A 19,984-nucleotide genomic window follows, 5' to 3' on the forward strand; every position below is an offset into this window, starting at 1 on the left:
TGATCGAGGAGGCGGAGAACCTGAAGGTGATCGCGCGGGCGGGGGTGGGCGTGGACAACATCGACGTGGAGGCGGCGACGGAGCGCGGGATCATCGTGGTGAACGCGCCGGAGTCGAGCTCGATCTCGGTGGCGGAGCACACGATGGGGTTGATGCTGGCGCTGGCGCGGAGGATCCCGCAGGCGGATCGGTCGGTGCGTCGGGGTGAGTGGGAGCGGCAGCGGTTCATAGGGGTGGAGTTGGCGGGGAAGGTGCTGGGGATCATCGGGCTGGGTCGGATCGGGCGGCAGGTGGCGAAGCGGGCGAGGGCGTTCGAGATGGAGGTGATCGCGTTCGATCCGTACATCTCGGAGGAGGTGGCGGAGGAGCTGGGCGTGGAGCTGGTGGAGGATCTGGACGAGCTGCTGCGGCGGGCGGACGTGGTCACGATTCACGTGCCGTTGACGGAGGAGACGCGGGGGATGATCGGGGAGCGGGAGCTGAAGCTGATGAAGGAGTCGGCGTTCCTGATCAACTGCGCGCGGGGTGAGGTGGTGGACGAGGAGGCGCTGGTCAGGGCGCTGAAGGAGGGGTGGATCGCGGGCGCGGCGCTGGACGTGTTCGCGGAGGAGCCGCCGGGGGAGGATCACCCGCTGTACGAGCTGGATAACGTGGTGCTCACGCCGCACATCGGGGGGTCTACGAGCGAGGCGCAGCGGGCGGCGGGGTTGATCGTGGCGCGGGAGATCGAGCGGGTGCTGAAGGGGGAGATCCCGGAGAACGTGGTGAACCTGCCGGTGGCGGGGGTGTCGGAGGCGACGCGGCGGTTGATGGAGGTGGGGGAGCGGTTGGCGGACGTGGGCGCGCAGCTGTTGGAGGGTAGGCTGCGGTCGGTCGTGGTGAAGGTGGGGGACGAGCCGGGCGAGCGGGAGCGGGAGGCGCTGAAGCGGTCGGTGTTGAAGGGGTGCCTGGATCGGATCCTGCAGGAGCCGGTGACGATGGTGAACGCGGTGCGGGTGGCGGAGGATCGGGGGATCGAGGTCGAGTTCGCGGTCTCGGATGAGCTGGAGTCGGGGGAGCTGGCCGTCTCGCTGCGGTCGGAGGGGGAGGAGGTGTCGCTGCGGGGCGCGTGGTTGGACGGGCAGGTCTACCTGACGTCGGTGAACGGGTACGAGCTGCGGTTCAAGCTGAGCGGGCCGACGCTGTTCGTCTGGCACGTGGACCGTCCCGGGGTGGTCGGTGAGGTGGGGCTGATCCTGGGCGAGCACGGGGTGAACATCGCGGCGATGGAGGTGGGCCGCCGGGAGCGGGGTGGGGAGGCGATCATGGTGATCCGGACGGACGAGGAGCCGCCGGGGGAGTGCCTGCGGGCGATCGGGGAGGTGGAGCAGGTGCGGCGGGTGAGGCTGGTGCTGTGCTGAGGAGCGTGGCGGTGGCGGGCGACCTGGACGACTTCGGGGAGGTGGTGCGGGAGAAGGGGTGGCCGGAGTACTCCCCCAACCCCGCCACGGGCCTCCTCACGGAGCTGGTGGAGCGGTTCCTGACCCGGTTCCCGGGCGCGGTGGCCGTCAAGGGGCCGGACCGGGAGCGGGGCACCGAAGAGTTCATCGTCGAGATCCCGGGAGGGGAGGGGCTCCTGGAGGAGATCGTGGAGGAGTGCGAGCGCATCCGGCGCGAGTTCGAGCGGCGGTTCGAGGGCGAGGTGACGATCAGCATCGGGGTGGGGGTGGCCCCGGCCCCGCGCCACCGGCTGGTTCCGGAGCGTGAGTCCCCCGCGGTCCGGCGGGCGTTGGAGGCGCTGCGGGAGGCGAAGCGGCGGGGTGGGAACGTCGTGGTCGTGCGGGGGTGAGGCGGCGTGTCGGGGCGGGCCGGGTCGGGCGGGTTCATGATCACGTGCTACGCGCTGGCGGCGCGGTCGCTGGTGGCGGTGATGCGGACGCGGTCGTACCCGATCCAGTACGTCCTGCGGCGGGAGCTCTCGGACTACGACGATCGGACCCAGTCCGTGACCCGGAGCCTCGTGTACGAAACGCTGCGCCGGTACGGCACGCTGGAGCGGGTGGTGGAGGACGTCGCGCGGAGCCGGCTGCCCCCGCTGGAGCGGGCCCTGGTGATGATCGCGGCGAACGCGATCCTGTACGAGGGGGAGCACCCGGCCCCGGTCACGGACTGCGCTGCCCGGGCGGCGAAGCGGCTGGGCGTGAACCACCGGCGAGTGCACGGGGTGGTCGCGGACCTGGAGGACTACGAGGGGCCGGAGCCGGAGGACGAGGTGGACCGGCTCTGCCTGGAGTACCATCACCCGCGCTGGTTCGTGGAGCGGTTCGAGCCGCTGCTGGGTCGGGACGAGCTGAAGCGGCTGATGGAGGTGCACAACCGGCCCCCGGACTACTACACGTTCCGCGTGAACACGGCGGCGGCGGACGTGGACGAGGTCATCGGGGAGTTCGAGGAGCACGGGTTCGAGGTCGAGCGCGGCCGGTACGTGGAGTACTGCGTGCGGGTGCGGAAGGGGCGGCCGCTCCGGCTCGAGGAGCTCGAGTGCTGGAGGAAGGGATGGATCGTCCCGCAGGACGAGGCGGCCGCGCTCGTCACCGAGGTGCTGGACCCGCAGCCGGGGGAGCGGATCGCGGACCTGTGCGCGGCCCCGGGCGGGAAGACCACGCACATCGCCCAGCTGACGGAGGGTGACGTGGAGATCCTCGCCGTGGACGTGAGCCGCACCCGGCTCCGCCGGCTGCGGCGGTTCGCCGAGCGGATGGGGTTCGAGGACTGCATCGAGATCCTGCGGGCGGACGTGCGCCGCCTCGGACGGAACCCGCGCTTCGTCGGTAAGTTCGACCGCGTGCTGCTCGACCCTCCGTGCACGAGCCTCGGCACCCTGCGCACCGACCCGGACGTGAAGTGGAAGATCGGGCCGAGGGAGGTGCGGGAGCTCGCCGCGAAGCAGCGGCAGCTGATCCGGGCGGCCGCGCGACTGGTCAAGCCCGGGGGCGTGCTCGTGTACTCCACCTGCACGCTCACGCCCGAGGAGAACGAGCTCGTCGCCTCCGAGGCGCTCAAGACCGAGCGGCTGCGGGCGGAGGACGTGCGCTCCGAGTTCGACTTCCTCAGCCCGCCCCTCGAGGTGAACGGCGTCTCCCCGTCCCTAGAGGCCGGCCGCATGTGGCCGCACGTGCACGACACGTCCGGGTTCTTCGTGGCCCGGTTCCGCAAGCTGCGTTAGGCGAGTAGCAGGCCCGCGAGCAGCCCCACCGCCCCCGCCGCGGCCGGCGGGACGAGGTACGGCCACACCCGCCGCACGAGCCCCGGCCCGCCGAACGCGCCGACCCAGAGCAGCTTCACGAGCCCCGTCTCCAGGGAGGCGAGCGCGATCAGCCGCCCGGCCACGCCCGGGTCGAGCTTCCCCGAGGCCGCCATGTACGCGAGCGTCAGGCTCATCGCGTGGCTGCTCGCCAGCGATCCCACCACGACGCCCACCACCACCCCGGACCGGCCCGCGAGGAGCTGGGCCACCTTCAGCGCCATGGTGAACCCCGAGATCAGCACCGCCAGTTTCACCGCCGGCTTCAGGGACAGGGGCGAGCGGATCCGCCGCCGGAGGATCCCCCACAACCGCTCCTCGTCCACGTCCAGCCGACCCGCCCCGAGCGCGGCGACCAGGAGGCCGACGAGCGCGGCCGGGACGGCGACGAGCGCGACCCACCGGAGCACCTCCGGGCTCCGGGAGACCACGCCCACGTACGCCATGTTGCGGAGCTCGGCCACGGCCGTCGCGGCCGGCACGACCACCGCCACGACCCGGGGCACCTCCCGGAACCGGGACGCCACCGTCGCCGTCGTGGCCGAGCTGCTCACGAACCCGCCCACCAGTCCCGTGGCCAGGGCCCCGCCCCGCGCCGAGATCCGCATGCCCACGTACCCGATCGCCGTCACCGCCAGCACGATCAGCACGATCTCGATCACGCTCCGCAGGTTGAGCACGCCCCACGGGTCCACCGGTCCCGGCGGGCAGAGCGGGTAGACCAGCGCGGCCAGTGAGAAGACCGTGATCGCGTCCAGCACGTCCCGGTCCGAGAGCCGCCGCAGGATCGGGTGGACCCGGGCCCGGGAGAGCAGCACGACGGCGGTGAGGATGGCGAGCGTGGCCCCCTCCTTGAACCGACCCAGCCCCACGAGCCCGCCGGACGCCAGGGTGACCATCAGGGCCAGCGGGGTCACGACCCCGAGCGAGCGCCGCCGGTACACGCGCATGGCGTAAAGGAGGGTGACCAGGCCGACCGTGCCCGCGAGCACGGCGACCGCCAGCGTCCCCATCCCGACCCGCGCCAGGTACGTGGAGAGGCCGCCGAGCAGCCCCGTCAGCGTGAAAGTGCGGAACCCGGCCACCCGGCGGGCCGGCCGTGCGTGCTCCCGCTCCACCCCGATGAGCATGCCCACCGCGGCGGAGAGGATCACGGTCCGGAGGAAGTCCAGGTAGCCCGAGAGCTCCCAGCCCACGGGCCCTCGCCCCGGGGGTGAGTCCCGCTTGAGCCTGGATTACAATCCTTCCCATCTCACGCTGCTGCTCACCGTGGTGGACGATCGGGACGGGGAGGTCCTGGGGGACGCGATCCAGCGGCTCGTGGAGCGGGACGAGGTGCTCGCGTGCCACGTCCTGCCGTGCACGACCAAGAAGAACCGGCCCGGGCACGTGCTCCTGGTCCTGGTCGACGGCGGGGACGACCCCGACGGGACGGCCGAGCGCGTGGCGCGCGAGATCATGACCCTCACGGGCTCGACGGGCGTCGACCGGTTCGACGCGGACGGCGTCTACTCCGTCCCCTCCCGGTTCGAGACGGTGGAGGTGCGGTACGGGGACCGGCGCTGGGAGGTGAGCGTGAAGGTCGCCGAGACCCCGGACGGGGAGCCGGTCACGGTCAAGGCGGAGTTCGACGAGTGCCGCCGCATCGGCCGGGAGGTGGGGCTGCCGCCGCGCGAGGTCAAGGCCCTCGTCGAGGCGGCCGCCCGCGTCGGGGGCACGGTGGATTTGAAGCGCCGGGAGATCCGGGTGGACCGGGAAACCGCGGACGCACGCTCCGAAACGCGCCGGCCGGGGGCGCGCCCTTGACGGTCCTCTCCGACCGGGACATCCGGCGGGCGCTGGAGACCGGGGAGATCGTGATCGACCCGCTGGACGAGGACTACCTGGAGGAGGCCCTCGGCCCCGCGAGCCTGGACCTGCGCCTGGGGAACGAGTTCGTCGTCTTCAAGACCCTGCACAAGCCGTGCATCGACCCGACCAAGGACGCGGGCGAGAACACGGAGCGGATCGTGCTCGACGAGGACGAGGAGTTCGTGATCAACCCCGGCGAGCTCGTCCTGGGCGTCACCCATGAGTGGATCGAGATCAACTCGCCCGAGATCACCGGCGTCCTCCACGGCCGCTCCTCCCTCGGCCGGCTCGGCATCCAGGCGCACGTCGAGGCCGGGTACGTGGACCCCGGCTGGCGCGGCCGGCTCACGCTGGAGCTCGTCAACTTCAACCCCATGCCCGTGAAGCTACGCCCCGGCATGCGGATCGTGCAGATCGTGTTCCACCGGCTCTCCAGCGCGGCCGAGCGGGTGTACCCGGAGTTCAGCGGCAAGTACCACGGGGACCGACGACCCACCCCCTCCCGGCTGCACCTGGACTTCAAGGATGGGGACCGGCGCCCCTAAAGGCCACCCCATTTATAGTGGGGGACCGGCACGTCGCCCGGGACCCCGTGGCGTTCCGACAGTACCTGTACCCGGAGTTCCTCCGGCGGGCGTACCGACCCGCCCCCTGGGGACACTGCCGACGCACCGACCGATGGTCTTTCGGGCGCCGACTCCTCGACCCCGTCCACCCCGACCAGGTGACCCTGCAACCCGTCGAGGTCAGGCTCACCGAGCCGGACGCCCGCCACCCCTGCCTTCCACGCCGACTACGCTGCGCGACCCTCCTCTCCGTGCCCTGGAGCGAGGACCACCGCGAGGAGGCCCGGGTCCGAGCCTCCACCCGGATCCCGTGGCCCCGGGACGCGCGACCTCCGAGGGTCATTCACGTGCCCCCGGGCGGGATCGCGCGGCACCGGCGATTCAACGTCTCCATGCCCTATCCGCCGAGCAGCGACCGGGTGTCCAGAAAGGCCCTCTTCGCCCTGTCCCTGACGCTGGAGCTCCTGAGGGAGGGGCGGGGTAACCTTGGCGGAGGTCCGGCTCAGGGTCCGGGATGAGTCGCTGGCCCGGCGCACGTTCCGGGCGCTGGAGGGGTGCCCGGCGGAGGTCGTGCGGGTCCGCCGGGAGGAGCGGGAGATCGGGCCCCAACCCCCCTTCGAGACCGGGACGATGCTCCAGGTCGCGACGCGCCGCCTGCGGCTCTCCTCCGAGCGCGTGATGCGGCTGGCCCAGGACCTCTTCGAGGGCGGGATCATCACCTACCACCGGACCGACTCCACCCGGGTCTCGGACGAGGGCAAGCGGGTCGCCCGGGAGTACATCGAGGCGAACCTGGACCCGGACGACTACCACCCGCGCACCTGGGAGCCGAGGTCGGAGCACGTGGAGGGCGCGCACGAGTGCATCCGGCCGACCCGCCCGGCCGACCCCGAGGAGCTCCGCACGATGGTCCGGGAGGGAGCGCTCCAGACCACCGTCACGCTGACGCGCGACCACCTGCGCCTCTACGAGCTCATCTTTCGGCGGTTCATCGCGAGCCAGATGCGGCCGGCGCGGGTCCTGTACCAGGAGGCCGTCCTGCACGTGAAGGTGGACGGCACGCCCGTGGCCGAGCTCGAGCTGGAGGGCGTGGTGGAGGTTCTCGAGCCGGGGTTCACGAAGGTCCTCACGGAGTACGACCTGCCCGCGTACGGGATCCGCGAGGCGCCCCGGCTGGAGGAGGGGGACGAGCTGGAGATCGGGGAGGTGGAGGTCCTGGAGCGCCACGAGACGTACCCGTACGACCAGTCGGAGCTCGTGGAGGACATGCGGGAGCGCGGCCTGGGCCGGCCCAGCACCTACGCGCAGATCGTGGAGAAGCTGTTCCGCCGGGGCTACGTGTACGAGACCCCGCGCCGCCGGTGGATCTTCCCGACCGCGCGCGGGGAGGCCGTGTACGAGTACCTGAGCTCCCGGTACGAGGAGTTCGTCTCCGAGGAGACCACGAGGCGGCTGGAGGAGCGCATGGACGCCGTGGCGCTGGGCCGCGCGGACTACCAGGAGGAGGTGCACCGGCTCTACCTGAGGCTGCGGGAGACCGTGGACGTCCTGCCCTGACGGGAGGTGAGGGTCATCCAGCCCATCGTGTACTACTTCTCGGAGACCGGTAACACGGAGACCGTGGCGAGGGCCATCGCCTCCGCGCTGGGCGCCGACCTGGTCGGCCCCCTCACGGGCCGGGAGCGCGCCGACGCCGACCTGGCCTTCATCGGCACCCCCACCCACGGGTTCCGACCCGCGCGCCCCGTGCGCGACTTCATCGAGCGCAACGACTGGTCCGGCGTGAGCGTGGGACTCTTCTGCACGTACGCCCTGCACCCCGGCGGCACGCTCCGGTGGATGCGTCGGAGGATCGAGGACCGGGGCGGCCGAGTCCTGGGCGAGCTCGCGGTGAAGGGTGAGCACTCGGCGCTCCCCCTCCTCGCCCGGGGCCGACCCAACGAGCGCGACCTGCGCCGCGCCCGAAGGTTCGCCCTCAACGTCCTGAGAAGGTTCGAACGGGGTGAGCGCGATTGAACCGGGAGGACGTGCTCGAGGAGCTCCGGGCGGTTAAGGACCCGCACACCGGGCTCGACATCGTGCAGATGGGCCTGGTGGAGGACGTGGAGGTGGGGGAGGAAGAGATCCGCGTGACCATCCGACCCACGAACCCGTTCTGCCCCTCCGCGCTGTTCATCGTGGAGGACGTGAAGCGGGTCCTGAAGGACCGGTTCCCGGACCACGAGATCGACGTTCAACTCGTGGGGCACGTGCTCTCCGATGAGGAAGGGTGAGTGCGCCCTCTGCGGCGCCCCGGCCTCCCGGTTCCTCCGGGTCTGCCGCGAGTGCATCCTGAACCGCTGGGACGAGGCGGAGCGGTACGTGCGCGAGGCCCACGCCCGGGCGCGCCGGGAGCTGGGACTGCCCCCGGAGCCCCCGCGGCGGGGCAAGCGCTGCGGGGCCTGCGTGAACGATTGTCGCATTCCGGAGGGCGGGCGCGGCTTCTGTGGGGTCGTCGTCAACCGGGAGGGAACGCTCGTGCGGGAGCACCGGGGCCGGGCCTACCTGGACCCGCACCCCACGAACTGCGTGGGCGCCTGGGTCTGCCCCGGCGCCACGTCCGCGGGCTACCCCCGGTACACCGACACCAAGGGACCCGAGCTCGGCCGGTACAACCTCGCCGTCTTCTACGCCGGGTGCAGCCACCACTGCTTCTTCTGCCAGAACCACGAGCACTGGGTGGAGGAAGGTCGGCTCGACGCCGAGCGGCTCGCGCGCCGGGCGCGGGACGAGGACGTGACCTGCGTCTGCTTCTTCGGCGGGGATCCCACGCCGCACCACGACCAGGTGCTGGAGCTGGGGGAGCGGTGGGAGGAGCTGGGGGTGCGGGTCTGCCTGGAGACCAACGGCAGCCTGGACCCGAGGATCATGCGGAGGATCGCGGAGGTCTGCTACGAGTCCGGCGGCGGGTTCAACATGGACGTGAAGGCGTACGACCCGCGGATCTACCGCGCCCTTACGGGCTCGGACCCGGAGAACACGTTCAAGAACCTGGAGCTGATCGGGGAGGAGTTTCACCGGGAGGATCCGCCCATTCTGCGGCCGAGCGTGCTGATCGTGCCCGGGTACGTGACGCCCGGGGAGGTGGAAAAGATCGCAGAATTCTTAGCTTCCGTCAACGAAAGTATACCTCTGAAGCTGCTCCAGCACGTGCCTCATTACCACTCCCTGGACCTGGGGTACACGCCCGTGCGCGTCATGCGGGAGTGCGAGCGGGCCGCCCGGCGGCACCTGGAGCGGGTTGAAGCCTGTATCTACCGGCCCGCGTGACGGGGGAGGCCCGGTCTTGACCCTCGTGCTGGCCTACGCGGGCACGGACGGCGCCCTGATCGCCGGCGACCGACGCACCCTGGTCGCGCGCGCCGAGGAGGAGAAGATGAGCGAGCTCGAGCGCCGGCTGTACTCGGGCGAGGTGCGCACGCGGGAGGAGTTCGAGCGGCTGGTCGAGGAGCTCGGGATCGAGGGGTACGTGGACTTTCACGACGATCGGGAGAAGGTCTGGAAGGTGAACGACGAGGTGCTGGCGGGCGAGGTCGGGATCCGCTCCGCGCGGGGCGTGCGCCGGCGGCGGGTGTACGTGACCCCGGGGGCCCACGCGTTCGTGGAGCTGGAGGGGGACGAGGTGCAGTCGAAGCGGTTCGGCGGCCCCGCGCTCATCGTGGAGGGGCCCAAGGTGGTGAAGGAGCTGGTTTCCGAGTTCCTGGAGGACCTGGGGCGCCCGGATCTGGAGACCCTGCGGGATTCGCTCGACGATCTCTTCGAGTACGTCGCGTCCGAGACCATCCTGGTGAGCCGGGAGTACGACTCGTACGTGGTGGAGGGCGGGGCCGACCCGCTGGCCCGGGCCCGGCTGCAGAACGCGATCCGTGAGGACGTGGAGGAGCTGCGCCGGTACCGGCGTCAGTTGGCGGAGGAGATGCTCAAGCACGTGCGCGAGGCGTACGACCTGCTGAAGGAGGGTGAGGTGGGCGAGGTGGTCGAGGTGGGTACCGAGGAGGAGGGGCAGGGGGTGGAGGATGAGCCCCCGGAGCGTCGGATCGTGGTGCGGCTGGCGGACGGGGTGGAGGCCCGCTACTGGGGGGACGTGGTGGCGGGCCCGGGTGAGACGGTGGTGATGGCAGTGGAGGATCCGGAGCGGGTGGAGCCGGGCGACCGGGTCGTCGTGGAGGACGGGGAAATGAAGATAGCGAAAAAGGGCGTGCCCGTCAAGACGGGGTACTCGATCTGCCGAGCGAGGGACTAGATCGGTGGACGGGCGCCTCCGTCTTCTTCGCCGGAACCGGCGGCGGACGGTTCGCGATGATCACGCAGAAGCGCCGGACCGGTGGCTTCCGGCTCGAGCTGCCGGGGCTCCGGTTGCAGGTGGATCCGGGCCCGGGCTGCCTGCTCAGCACCCGGCTCGCCGGCCGGTCAACGACGGCCGTCGACGCGATCTTCGTCTCCCACTCGCACCCGGACCACTACACGGAGGCGGAGGTGCTCATCGAGGCGATGACCCGCGGGGGAACGCGGAACCGGGGCCTGTTTCTGGGATCCAGGTCGGCCGTGGAGGGGTACCGGGACGGGTCGGGCGATTACGGGCCCGTCATCAGCGCGTACCATCGGGAGCTCCCCGAGCGCGTGGTCGGGCTGTCGCCCGGGGACGAGGTCCGGCTCCCGGAGGGTCGGTTGGAGGCGACGCCCACGGAGCACGGGGACCCGACGGGGATCGGGTTCCGGCTGGAGTACGAGGACGGGGTGATCTACTACACCGGTGACACGGCGCTGGTGGACGGGCTGTTCGACTGCATCGAGGACGCGACGACGGCCATCGTCAACGTGGTCCGGCCCGGCTCGGACCGGATCCGCGGGCACATGTGCACGCGCGACGTCATCGAGCTGGTGCGGGAGGCGTCGGAGCTGGAGCGGGTGTTCATCACGCACTTCGGGATGAAGATGATCCGGGTGGGCCCGGGCCGGGAGGCGCGCCGGATCGAGCGGGAGACCGGCGTGGAGACGATCGCCCCTCGGGACGGTCGCGCGTACCGGATCTAGCGGGGCGGGATGCCCGAGGCCTCCTCCTTCACGATGACGAGCTCGTCCGGATCCTCGCCGTACCTGCGCAGCAGGTCGCGGAAGGACCTGCCCTTCCACACGAACGAGACGCCTCCGATGAGCACGTGCGCGCCCTCGAACTCCTCCTTCGCCCACTCCATGAGGTCGATCGCCATCGCCTCCAGGTTCCTCGGGTCCACGAGCGTGCGGTCCGCCCCGCTCTCCTCCGACTCCTTCAGCCCTATGTAGACCAGGAACACGTCCTCGCCCCGGGAGACGAGCTTCGAGACCGGGTCCGGGTCGTCCTCCCGGCCCGGCCGCACGGCCACGTAGATCTCGTCCACGAGCTGCGAGTCGACCCGGGGAGAGACCTCCGACGCGATCCTCTCCGCGATCTCCTCCGGCTTCATCGTTCCTCCTCCCACTCACGCACCGGCTCGAACTCCGCCACGTCCACCTTCTCCGGCATCCCGCCGTACATCTCCTCGAGCGCCTCCAGGCACTCCTCCTTGCTCTCGAACCCCGCCTCCCGGTGGTACCGCTCCGCCGCCTCCTCCGGATCCAGCCCCTTCTCCACGTTCCGAACCACCGTCTCCACGCACCGCATCGTCCCCGCCTTGAAGTTCTTGAACACGAGCGTGTCACCCGGCTCCAGGTACCGGAACGATCGGTGGTCCGAGGGCCGAATCTCCGCCGTTTTCAGGCCCTCCACGATCAGGTCGAAGAACTCCTCCCTGGTCATGAGCTCGATCACGCGCCGCGGCGGCCGCTCACCCAACCGCTCCCGCAGCCGCCGCGCCTCGAACTCCGGGATCCACACCCGCGCCACCTTGTTCTTCAGGTCCACCTCCTCCAGCCGGACGATGAGCTCCTCACCCGGGATGAAGAGGAGCTCCAGGTCCACCGGCTCGGGCCAGTCCAGCGCGGCCCGGATGGCGCCCGCCGGCAGGAACACGCCGAACGGGAGGCCCAGCTCCAGCTGAATCCCCTGATCCCCCTTGATCTGAGCCACCACGGCCTCCACGTACTCACCCACCGCCCGGTGCGGGTTCTTCGCCACCTCCGAACGGCTGAGCACGCGCTCGGGCCGCTCCTCACCCATCCCTCGACACCCCGCGGTGGGTCGGCCTATCGGGGTCCTCGATCATCCGCCCCTCCGCTCCTGCCGGTCTCGTCATCCCCGCTCCGGGAACCCCTCCTCACCCACCAGCGGGACGAACGCGCACCCGCCGTGCCGCTCCCGGCGGATCCGACCGTCCTTCGTCTTCTCCACCACCCACAGCTCCTGCATGTGCCGGTCCCCGACGGGGATCACGAGCCGGCCCCCGGGCTTCAGCTGCTCGAGCAGGCTGGGCGGCACGTCCGGGGCGCCCGCCGTCACCAGGATCCGGTCGTAGGGGGCCTCCGGCGGGTACCCCTTCGACCCGTCCCCCACCTTGACCTCCACCCACCGATCGTACCCGGTCCGCCTTAGATTCTCCCGGGCGAACTCGGCCAGCTCCGGGATCCGCTCCACCGTGATCACCTTCCCGTCCGGCTTCACCAGCTCCGCGACCACGGCCGCGTGGTACCCCGAGCCCGCGCCCACCTCCAGCACCTTGTCGCCCGGTCGCGGGTCGAGCAGCTCCGTCATCAGGGCGACCATGTGCGGGGCCGAGATCGTCTGACCCTTTCCGATGGGCAGGGGCGAGTCCACGTAGGCCCGGTCCCGCAGCTCCCGGGGCACGAACTCGTGCCGGGGCACCCTCCGCATCGCCTCCTCCACGCGCTTCGACCGGATGTACCCCAGGGACTTCAACCGCTCGATCAGTCGCTCTCGGGCGCGGCGGAACACCTCGTCGTCCTCGACCACGCGCGCTCCCCCCTGGGCCCGGGACCGCAGGGGTTTTTGACGTGCGTCCCTCACCGGCCCGGGGGTGCCGCCCGTGTCCGAGATCCGGCTGGGCCTCGTCGTCACCGAGTTCAACCGGGAGATCACGTACGCGATGGAGGAGCTGGCGGTCCAGCACGCGAAGGACCTCGGGGCCCGGGTCGTGGAGCGCGTGCTCGTGCCCGGCTCGTTCGAGGTCCCCCTCGCCGTCAAGCGGCTGCTGGAGCGGGACGACATCGACGCCGTGGTCACGCTGGGCGCGATCATCAAGGGGGACACGGACCACGATCAGGCCATCGCGCAGCAGGCCTTTCGGAAGCTCCAGGACCTGATGGTCGAGTACGGGAAGCCCGTCGCCCTCGGGATCTCCGGCCCGGGGATGACGCGCATGGAGGCGCTGGAGCGCGTGCACTACGCCAAGCGGGCCGTCGAGGCGGCGGTGAAGATGGTCCGCCGCCTGCGCGAGCTGGAGGGGTCGGGGGAGGCGTAATCGTTAAGTACGTACGGGCGGCTAGGCACCGCCGGCGGACCGCCGCGGCAGCTCAGCCTGGTTAGAGCGCGGGACTTGTAATCCCGTGGCCCCGGGTTCAAATCCCGGCCGCGGCTCCACCGGGAATCGTTACGAGAATCTTAACGAAAGCGGGGGACGCCCTTGGGGTACGAGGACAGGTTCCCGGCCTCCAAGGAGGTCTTCAAGCGCGCCGAGCGCGTCATGCCCGGCGGCGTGAGCAGCCCGGTCCGCCGCTTCGACCCCTACCCCTTCTGCGTCGAGCGCGCGGAGGGCTCCCGCCTGTACACGATCGACGGTCAGGTCCTCATCGACTACTGCCTCGCCTTCGGCCCCCTGATCCTCGGGCACGCGCACCCGGAGGTCGTCGAGGCGGTCCGGGAGCGGGTGGCCGACGGCTTCCACTACGGCACCCTCACCGAGCCCGAGGTCGCCCTCGCCGAGAAGGTCGTGGACCTCGTCCCCAACGTGGAGAAGGTCCGCCTCGTGAACACGGGCACCGAGGCCACGATGAGCGCGATCCGCCTCGCCCGCGCGTACACCGGCCGCGACCGGATCATCAAGTTCGAGGGCTGCTACCACGGCGCGCACGACGCCGTCCTGGTGAAAGCCGGCTCCGGCGCCTCCGAGCTCGGCGCCCCCGACTCCCCCGGCGTGCCCGAGCCCGTGGCCGAGTGCACGCTCGTCTGCCCCTTCAACGACGTGGAGGCGTTCGTCGAGACCGTCGAACGCTTCGACGAGGAGGTCGGCGCCGTCATCGTCGAGCCCGTGCTCGGCAACGCCGGCTGCGTGCCCCCCGACCCCGAGTTCCTCAAGACCCTCCGCGAGTACTGCGACGGGACCGAGCGCCTCCTCATCTTCGACGAGGTCATCACCGGCTTTCGGCTGGGCCTCGGCGGGGCGCAGGAGTACTACGGCGTGGACGCCGACCTCGTCTGCCTGGGCAAGATCCTCGGCGGCGGACTCCCCATCGGCGCGCTCGCCGGGCCCGAGGAGTACATGACCCACGTCGCGCCCGAGGGCAAGGTGTACCAGGCGGGCACCTTCAACGGGAACCCCGTCTCCGCCACGGCCGGCCTCGCGACCCTCGAGGTGCTCGAGCGGGAGAAACCGTACGACGAGCTCGCGGACAAGGCCGAGCGACTCGCCTCCGCGCTCGCCGACGGGCTCGAGGACCGGGGCCTGGAGGGCACGGTCAACCGCGTCGAGTCCATGTTCCAGGTGTACTTCGGCGTGGAGCGCGTGCGGGACTACGGGGACGTCAACGCCGCGGACCACGACGCCTTCAAGGCCTTCCACCTGGGACTCCTCGAGGAGGGCGTCTGGATCGCCGCCTCCAACTACGAGGCGTGGTTCCTCTCCACCGCGCACACCGAGGAGGACCTCGAACGCACCGAGGAGGCGATCGAGTCCGCCCTCGACCGGCTCACGGGATGACGAGGCCGTACCGGGTGAGGCCCCGATGATCAGTACCTGGGCTTCCCCGACCGCCCGGAAACGGTAGGATGACGAGGGAGGTTTCAGCGGACGCCCCCCGCGGATGACGAGCAGGGGCCTTGCCCGACTACGCCAGCCCCCTCCTCCGCATCTCCCGCTCCACGTGCTCGTAGAACGTGATCGGCTCCACCTCCAACGCCCCCGGCGGGATCCCCAGCTCCCCCAGCCGCTCGACCAACCGCTCCACCTCCTCCCGCTCGAACAGGTCCGGGAGCGCCGGGTGGAACGAGACGCCCTCCCCCATCAGGTACCGCAGGCACCGAAGCTGCAGCTCGAACCCGCCCGGGTCCGCGTTGGTGATCCGGGCGAAGGACTCCGGATCGCAGCCCTTCAGGCACACCCGCACGTGCAGGTTCTCGAAGTCGGCCAGCTCGCGCACGAACGACCGGTCCGCCCCCAGCAACGTCCCGTTCGTCTCGAGCACGAACCGCCGCTCTGGCATCGCCCGCTCGCACGCCTCGATCAGCCTTACCAGGTGCCCCCGACAGAGCGTCGGCTCGCACCCAGAGACCCGGACCACCTCCCCCCGCATGCGCGCCAACCGGCGCGCCACCTCCTCGGGCGAGTAGAACCGCCAGCGCCGCTCCCACGGGTGCCGGCGCGGGTAGTTAACGTAGCAGTACGCGCAGTCCAGGTTGCACCCGACCGCGTCCGCCGTCGCGCACCCACCGTAGAACCGGGTCTCCCGGAACCGATAGTACCTACGAGCGCGATCCCGGCAGACCCACCGGCGCACCTCCTCCGCCGTCTCCAGCGGATCGTAGCCCGGCTCCGGTCGCCACTCCCGCAAGCCGGCCACCCCTACGGGGGCGGTGGGAGTGACCTCCACCATCCTGGTCGTGGGGCTCCTGGAGAGCGACTCGGGGAAGACGACCGCGTCGATCCCGCTGGTCCGCGCCCTGGACCTCGTCCCCTTCAAGCCCCGCTCCGGGCACAACGTGTGGCTGCACTACGATCACACCCGCCGGTGCGTCGAGCTCGGGCTCCCCGTGAGCCGGGACGCGACCCGGCTCCTGCGCGCCGCCGGGGTGGACCTGCCCCCCACCCTCGTGAACCCGTTCCACCGCGTCTGGACCACCCCCGACGTGGCCAAGGCCGTCGAGTCCGACGTGTCCCTCCGGTACGTCTCCAGCCGCCCCGACGCGTACGTGCTCCTTGACCGGATGGGGAGCACCGTGCGGCTCTACGGGTCGAACGACCTGCGCTACCTGCCCGAGGAGGCGACGCGCATGCTCGAGAACTGCGACCGGGTCGAGGAGCGCGCCGAGGAGCCCAGCCCGGAGGAGATCTACCGCGTCATCGACCGGGCCTGGCGCCGGATCCGCCGCGAGGGACCCGCGCTCGTGGAGAGCCTGAACAACCTGGCCGTCCCCTGGCCCGGGGTGCTCAGGGAGCGGGGCGTGGTCGTGGCGGTGGGCCCGGGCGTCGCCCTGCTCTACGACCTCCGGGACTACGCCCGGGCCGTGGAGACCCTGTCCGCCGGGCGCGAGGTCGTCACCCTGAACGTGCTCGAGGTCCTGGAGCCGCTCGAGGTGGTCCGGCTGCCCCCGCTCTCGCGGGAGGAGCGCGCCGACCCGCGAAAGCTTGAAGAATCCTACGGGGAGCTCGTCGCGGCCGTTAGGGACGCCCTGTAGCGGGGGACGTTCCCGTGGGGGATCGCTTTATCCGAAGCGCGGCGGGTGCTTGAGGCGGCCAACCGGGACGCGGACCTGCCCGACCGGGTCCGCATCTTCGACACGACGCTGCGGGACGGGGAGCAGACGCCCGGCGTCGCCCTCACGCCCGAGGAGAAGCTGACGATCGCGCGGAAGCTGGACGAGGTGGGCGTGGACACGATCGAGGCCGGGTTCGCGGCCGCCAGCGAGGGCGAGAGGAAGGCCATCCGGAGGATCGCCCGGGAGGGGCTCGACGCCGAGGTCTGCAGCATGGCGAGGATGGTCGAGGGTGACGTGGACGCGGCCGTGGAGGCGGACGCGGACGCGGTCCACATCGTCGTGCCCACCTCCCGCGTGCACGTGAGGAAGAAGCTGGGCATGACCCGAGAGGAGGTGCTCGAGCGGGCCGCCGAGACGGTCGAGTACGCCCGGGACCACGGCCTGACCGTTGAGATCTCCACGGAGGACGGCACCCGAACCGAGCTGGAGTACCTCCGCCGGGTTTTCCGCGCCTGCCTGGAGGCGGGGGCGGAGCGGGTCGGGTACAACGACACGGTGGGCGTGATGGCCCCGGAGGGCATGTTCTACGCCGTGAGGAGGCTGCGCGAGCCCCTGGACGACGGGGTCATCCTCAGCGTGCACTGCCACGACGACTTCGGGATGGCGACCGCGAACACGGTGGCCGCCGTCCGGGCCGGGGCCGAGCAGGTGCACGTGACCGTGAACGGGATCGGGGAGCGGGCTGGGAACGCCGCGCTCGAGGAGGTTGTGATCGTCCTCGAGGAGCTGTACGGCGTGGACACCGGCATCGAGACCGAGCGGCTCACCGAGCTGTCCAAGCTCGTGGAGCGCCTCACGGGTGTGCAGGTCCCACCCAACAAGGCCGTGGTCGGGGAGAACGCGTTCACCCACGAGTCCGGGATCCACGTGGACGGGCTCATGAAGGACGAGACCACCTACGAGCCCATCCCGCCCGAGAAGGTCGGCCGCAAACGCCGCTTCGTCCTGGGTAAGCACGTGGGCACCGCCGTGATCCGCGAGAAGCTCCGCCGAATGAACATCGAGGTGGACGAGGAACAGCTCCTCGAGATCACGAAACGGCTCAAGCGCCTCGGCGACCGGGGCAAGCGGATCACCGAGGCCGACCTGCGCGCGATCGCGGAGGACGTGCTCGAGCGCCCGCGACGGCGCGACATCGAGGTCGACGACTTCACCACCGTGACCGGAAAGCGGGCGCTCCCCACCGCCTCCGTCGTCATCGAGATCGACGGCACCCGCAAGGAGGCGGCCGCGACCGGCGTGGGGCCCGTGGACGCGACCATCAAGGCCCTCCAACGCGCCCTCAGGGACCAAGGGGTCGAGTTCGAACTCGTCGAGTACCGCGCCCGCGCCCTGACCGGAGGCACCGACGCGATCACCCACGTGGACATCAAGCTCCGCGACCCGGAGACGGGCGAGACCGTCAGCTCCGGCGCCTCCCACGAGGACATCGTCGTGGCCAGCCTCCAGGCCTTCGTGGACGGCGTCAACGCCCTGATCGCCCGACGCGAGGGACACGGCCCCGAGGACTCACAGGCAGACGCGTGAGACGTACCTCGACCACACCGGATCGTAATCCCCCGGCCGGAGCTCCAACCGGCGCCCCGCGCTCACCACCACCCTACCCCCCTCGCTCGCCGCCCGGCCGAGCAGGTCCCCGAGCTCCAGCGACGCCAGCCCGGCCACCGTACCCCTCAACCCACTCGGCGGGCGCTCAACCCTCGGCCGGGGAAGCTCCTTCACCGCCTCCTCCACCTCAAGACCGATCGAGCGGACCCGATACCCCACGGCGCGCGCCAGCAGGACCGAAACGTACGCCCGCTCCGCCAGCTCGTACGTGCACCGCAGCAGCTCCCCCACCAGCTCCGGGGGCAGGCACGCCCGCTCGCCGAGCAGCCTGGAGAGCGCCCGGGACAGGCACCGGGCCACGAACCGATCGTCCCGAACCTCCTGACAGCCCAGCGAGACGACGGGCAGGAACACCCGCACCACCCCGTCCAGATCCGCCGCCAGCAGGGCCCGAACGCCCCTCCTCAGCATCTCGCGGATGACCTCCGCGGCGTCCTCGGAAAGCCGCTCCGACCGCTCCAGCAGTCGGTCCAGGCCACTCCACACCCGATCGTCCACGCTGAGGTACTCCGACAGCTCGGCCGGGTGGACCGAGACGGGGTGCCTCACGTTCACCGGCATCCCGATCGACACGCTCGCGGCCAGGGACACGGCCCGGTAGAACCGGCGCGAGGGCTTCACGGGCGGACCGAGCCACGCCCACTCCCGCTCCGGCCTCACCTCCGGCGACGCCCGACCCCGGTCGGAGTGCAGCGCGAGGATGAGGGTCACCGGGCACCCCCTGATCCGGTGGGGGTTCCGGGAGTCAAATTTTAAGCCGGTCGAACGACGGCGTGGCCCGGCCCCAGGAGGCCTCGTGTGCAACGGGATGAACCGCCCGGGGACCGCCGCCCGGTCCTCCCCGCCCGCGGGGGACGCGGCCGGGCCGTGGATGACCCGACGGGCCGGCTACCGCCGGGCACAGCCGATGAAGGGCCCGGGTGGGACGACGGCGGGACAACCCTCCCACGAGCGCGGCCGCATCGCCCGACGATGACCCGCCGTTTCACCCGGGCCCACAGGGGGTCTCAACCATCGGGCGGGTTCCCTCCGGTCACCCCGGAACCATCGCGGCCAAGACCACCCTGATTCTGGCCCTAGCGATCGCCGCGTCCGCCACCGCGGGGGTCGCCCTCTACCACCTTTATCACGCCGGCAAGAGGCCCGAGAGCAGGCTGGACCGGCTGTCCCACGCCCGGTGCATCGTGGTCATCAGCGAGGACCTCTGCGGCGGCTCCCGGTACGCCGTCCAGCTCGCGGAGCGGCTCCGCCGGAAGGGCGTCCCCATGACCTTCGCCGTCCCCGCGTGGGAGGCATACGCGTACCCGGACCGGATGCGGAAGCTGCGCGAGCTGGGCTGCGACCTCATCAACCACGCCAACGACGGGGGCGCCTCGTACGCGTTCCTCGGCCACCCGGGCAAGCTGGCCGGGCTACCGGAGGAGGAGCAGCGTAAGATCATCCACACCGCCCAGGAGCAGATCCGAAAGGCGACCGGGTTCCGACCCGACGCCTACCGGGCCCCCGGCCTGGCGATCGACGAGAACACGTACCGGGCCCTGATCCGGGAGGGCATCTGGATCGACTCCAGCAAGATCTTCACGCACCCGGGGACCCGAGGCGCCCCGCGGTGGACCAAGGTCGACGGGCATCGGATCCTGGAGATCCCGATCGCCTGCTACACCGAGTGGGAGTACGACCGGCACGGTCGACCCGTCAGGCCCAAGTTCCTGTGCTCGTTCGCCGACGACCTGTTCGTGCAACCGAAGATCCGGTCCCACCAGCCCGAGCGGGCGCTGGAGAACCTCAAGCGCGGGTTCGACCAGTACTACCGGCACGGCCGGCCCGGGCGACCGACCGTGTTTGTCGTGCTCTTCCACGAGCACATCACGGCCAACCCGAAGTACTGGTGGATCATCCTCGAGTTCGTCGACTACGCCCGCCGGCACCCCGGGGTGGAGTTCGCCACGATCGACGAGGTCGCCCAGCTGGCCAAGCGGGGCCAGCGGTTCACCGCCTTCTAGCCGCCCCTTT

At 71.1% G+C, this 19,984-nt stretch carries 23 protein-coding genes and 1 tRNA gene; 18 read left to right on the forward strand and 6 right to left on the reverse strand.

The window, feature by feature from the left end; genetic code table 11:
• The 3 genes from serA to ACXJJV_RS00675 all read left to right on the forward strand — a co-directional run.
• The coding region (serA, locus tag ACXJJV_RS00665; protein ID WP_456466246.1) for a phosphoglycerate dehydrogenase at positions 1-1,400 on the forward strand (1,400 nt) is incomplete at its 5' end.
• Positions 1,394-1,828, forward strand: coding sequence for a nucleotidyl cyclase domain-containing protein (locus ACXJJV_RS00670; protein ID WP_456466247.1), 435 nt, complete (start codon positions 1,394-1,396; stop codon positions 1,826-1,828). The genes serA and ACXJJV_RS00670, both read left to right, overlap by 7 nt.
• A 6-nt stretch (positions 1,829-1,834) precedes the next feature.
• Positions 1,835-3,205: an RsmB/NOP family class I SAM-dependent RNA methyltransferase gene (locus tag ACXJJV_RS00675; RefSeq protein ID WP_456466248.1), complete on the forward strand. Its 1,371-nt coding sequence runs from the start codon at positions 1,835-1,837 to the stop codon at positions 3,203-3,205.
• Here ACXJJV_RS00675 and ACXJJV_RS00680 read toward each other — a convergent pair.
• Positions 3,202-4,479 (reverse strand): MgtC/SapB family protein, encoded by a 1,278-nt coding sequence (locus ACXJJV_RS00680; RefSeq protein ID WP_456466249.1) that lies wholly within the window; start codon positions 4,477-4,479, stop codon positions 3,202-3,204. The genes ACXJJV_RS00675 and ACXJJV_RS00680 overlap by 4 nt on opposite strands.
• A gap of 28 nt (positions 4,480-4,507) precedes the next feature.
• Between ACXJJV_RS00680 and larC2 the strand changes: the two genes are divergently transcribed.
• The 9 genes from larC2 to ACXJJV_RS00725 are packed head-to-tail and all read left to right on the forward strand — an operon-like array spanning position 4,508 to position 10,773.
• Complete coding sequence (gene larC2 / locus ACXJJV_RS00685; RefSeq protein ID WP_456466250.1) at positions 4,508-5,089, forward strand: nickel pincer cofactor biosynthesis protein LarC2; 582 nt, start codon at positions 4,508-4,510, stop codon at positions 5,087-5,089.
• Positions 5,086-5,679 (forward strand): dCTP deaminase, encoded by a 594-nt coding sequence (dcd, locus tag ACXJJV_RS00690; RefSeq protein ID WP_456466251.1) that lies wholly within the window; start codon positions 5,086-5,088, stop codon positions 5,677-5,679. Before larC2 ends, dcd begins: the two co-directional genes overlap by 4 nt.
• 47 nt (positions 5,680-5,726) lie before the next feature.
• Complete coding sequence (locus ACXJJV_RS00695; RefSeq protein ID WP_456466252.1) at positions 5,727-6,218, forward strand: hypothetical protein; 492 nt, start codon at positions 5,727-5,729, stop codon at positions 6,216-6,218.
• Positions 6,187-7,257, forward strand: coding sequence for a DNA topoisomerase (locus tag ACXJJV_RS00700; RefSeq protein WP_456466253.1), 1,071 nt, complete (start codon positions 6,187-6,189; stop codon positions 7,255-7,257). Before ACXJJV_RS00695 ends, ACXJJV_RS00700 begins: the two co-directional genes overlap by 32 nt.
• Positions 7,258-7,263: 6 nt before the next feature.
• Complete coding sequence (locus ACXJJV_RS00705; RefSeq protein ID WP_456466254.1) at positions 7,264-7,716, forward strand: flavodoxin family protein; 453 nt, start codon at positions 7,264-7,266, stop codon at positions 7,714-7,716.
• The gene (locus ACXJJV_RS00710) at positions 7,713-7,973 is read left to right on the forward strand and encodes an iron-sulfur cluster assembly protein (protein ID WP_456466255.1); all 261 of its coding nucleotides are present in this window, start codon (positions 7,713-7,715) and stop codon (positions 7,971-7,973) included. The genes ACXJJV_RS00705 and ACXJJV_RS00710 overlap by 4 nt, the downstream gene beginning before the upstream one ends.
• A complete protein-coding gene (locus tag ACXJJV_RS00715; RefSeq protein ID WP_456466256.1) occupies positions 7,960-9,009 on the forward strand; it encodes a radical SAM protein in 1,050 nt (349 codons plus the stop codon). Before ACXJJV_RS00710 ends, ACXJJV_RS00715 begins: the two co-directional genes overlap by 14 nt.
• A gap of 25 nt (positions 9,010-9,034) precedes the next feature.
• Complete coding sequence (locus ACXJJV_RS00720) at positions 9,035-9,982, forward strand: MJ0548 connectase family domain-containing protein (protein ID WP_456466416.1); 948 nt, start codon at positions 9,035-9,037, stop codon at positions 9,980-9,982.
• Between the two features lie 56 nt (positions 9,983-10,038).
• Positions 10,039-10,773, forward strand: a complete 735-nt coding sequence (locus ACXJJV_RS00725) for an MBL fold metallo-hydrolase (protein WP_456466257.1) — start codon at positions 10,039-10,041, stop codon at positions 10,771-10,773.
• On the opposite strand, the gene ACXJJV_RS00730 is transcribed toward ACXJJV_RS00725, so the two are convergent.
• The 3 genes from ACXJJV_RS00730 to ACXJJV_RS00740 all read right to left on the reverse strand — a co-directional run bounded on the left by ACXJJV_RS00730 (position 10,770) and on the right by ACXJJV_RS00740 (position 12,625).
• Positions 10,770-11,183 carry a hypothetical protein gene (locus ACXJJV_RS00730; protein ID WP_456466258.1) on the reverse strand — a complete coding sequence of 138 codons (414 nt, stop codon included), beginning with the start codon at positions 11,181-11,183 and terminating at the stop codon, positions 10,770-10,772. The genes ACXJJV_RS00725 and ACXJJV_RS00730 overlap by 4 nt on opposite strands.
• Positions 11,180-11,875, reverse strand: coding sequence for an ASCH domain-containing protein (locus ACXJJV_RS00735; RefSeq protein WP_456466259.1), 696 nt, complete (start codon positions 11,873-11,875; stop codon positions 11,180-11,182). The genes ACXJJV_RS00730 and ACXJJV_RS00735 overlap by 4 nt, the downstream gene beginning before the upstream one ends.
• A gap of 72 nt (positions 11,876-11,947) precedes the next feature.
• Entirely contained in the window at positions 11,948-12,625 is a 678-nt protein-coding gene (locus ACXJJV_RS00740; RefSeq protein WP_456466260.1) for a protein-L-isoaspartate O-methyltransferase, read from the reverse strand.
• 73 nt (positions 12,626-12,698) lie between these two features.
• On the opposite strand from ACXJJV_RS00740, the gene ribH reads away from it, so the two are divergent.
• The 3 genes from ribH (at position 12,699) to hemL (ending at position 14,588) form a co-directional block, all read left to right on the forward strand.
• A complete protein-coding gene (ribH, locus tag ACXJJV_RS00745; protein WP_456466261.1) occupies positions 12,699-13,133 on the forward strand; it encodes a 6,7-dimethyl-8-ribityllumazine synthase in 435 nt (144 codons plus the stop codon).
• Positions 13,134-13,174: 41 nt separating this feature from the next.
• Positions 13,175-13,252, forward strand: a tRNA-Thr gene (locus ACXJJV_RS00750).
• A gap of 43 nt (positions 13,253-13,295) precedes the next feature.
• Positions 13,296-14,588 carry a glutamate-1-semialdehyde 2,1-aminomutase gene (gene hemL / locus ACXJJV_RS00755; RefSeq protein ID WP_456466262.1) on the forward strand — a complete coding sequence of 431 codons (1,293 nt, stop codon included), beginning with the start codon at positions 13,296-13,298 and terminating at the stop codon, positions 14,586-14,588.
• Positions 14,589-14,715: 127 nt separating this feature from the next.
• Here hemL and ACXJJV_RS00760 read toward each other — a convergent pair whose 3' ends face one another.
• Positions 14,716-15,438 carry a radical SAM protein gene (locus ACXJJV_RS00760; protein WP_456466263.1) on the reverse strand — a complete coding sequence of 241 codons (723 nt, stop codon included), beginning with the start codon at positions 15,436-15,438 and terminating at the stop codon, positions 14,716-14,718.
• Between the two features lie 28 nt (positions 15,439-15,466).
• Between ACXJJV_RS00760 and ACXJJV_RS00765 the strand changes: the two genes are divergently transcribed.
• Both ACXJJV_RS00765 and ACXJJV_RS00770 read left to right on the forward strand, forming a co-directional pair.
• A complete protein-coding gene (locus tag ACXJJV_RS00765) occupies positions 15,467-16,282 on the forward strand; it encodes a hypothetical protein (RefSeq protein ID WP_456466264.1) in 816 nt (271 codons plus the stop codon).
• A 45-nt stretch (positions 16,283-16,327) separates the two neighbouring features.
• Positions 16,328-17,890, forward strand: coding sequence for a 2-isopropylmalate synthase (locus ACXJJV_RS00770; RefSeq protein ID WP_456466265.1), 1,563 nt, complete (start codon positions 16,328-16,330; stop codon positions 17,888-17,890).
• Here the strand turns inward: ACXJJV_RS00770 and ACXJJV_RS00775 are convergent.
• The gene (locus ACXJJV_RS00775) at positions 17,873-18,682 is read right to left on the reverse strand and encodes a hypothetical protein (protein ID WP_456466266.1); all 810 of its coding nucleotides are present in this window, start codon (positions 18,680-18,682) and stop codon (positions 17,873-17,875) included. The two genes, ACXJJV_RS00770 and ACXJJV_RS00775, sit on opposite strands and share 18 nt — an antisense overlap.
• Positions 18,683-18,891: 209 nt before the next feature.
• On the opposite strand from ACXJJV_RS00775, the gene ACXJJV_RS00780 reads away from it, so the two are divergent.
• Complete coding sequence (locus ACXJJV_RS00780) at positions 18,892-19,974, forward strand: polysaccharide deacetylase family protein (protein ID WP_456466267.1); 1,083 nt, start codon at positions 18,892-18,894, stop codon at positions 19,972-19,974.
• Positions 19,975-19,984 lie beyond the last annotated feature (10 nt).

The sequence above is a fragment of the Methanopyrus sp. genome, from assembly GCF_053997775.1.

Bases quoted from the DNA above. Each gene is read 5' to 3' on its own strand.
- ACXJJV_RS00715 (WP_456466256.1), top strand. From the start codon at position 7,960: ATGAGGAAGGGTGAGTGCGCCCTCTGCGGCGCCCCGGCCTCCCGGTTC.
- ACXJJV_RS00725 (WP_456466257.1), top strand. From the start codon at position 10,039: ATGATCACGCAGAAGCGCCGGACCGGTGGCTTCCGGCTCGAGCTGCCG.
- ACXJJV_RS00730 (WP_456466258.1), bottom strand. From the start codon at position 11,183: ATGAAGCCGGAGGAGATCGCGGAGAGGATCGCGTCGGAGGTCTCTCCC.
- ACXJJV_RS00735 (WP_456466259.1), bottom strand. From the start codon at position 11,875: ATGGGTGAGGAGCGGCCCGAGCGCGTGCTCAGCCGTTCGGAGGTGGCG.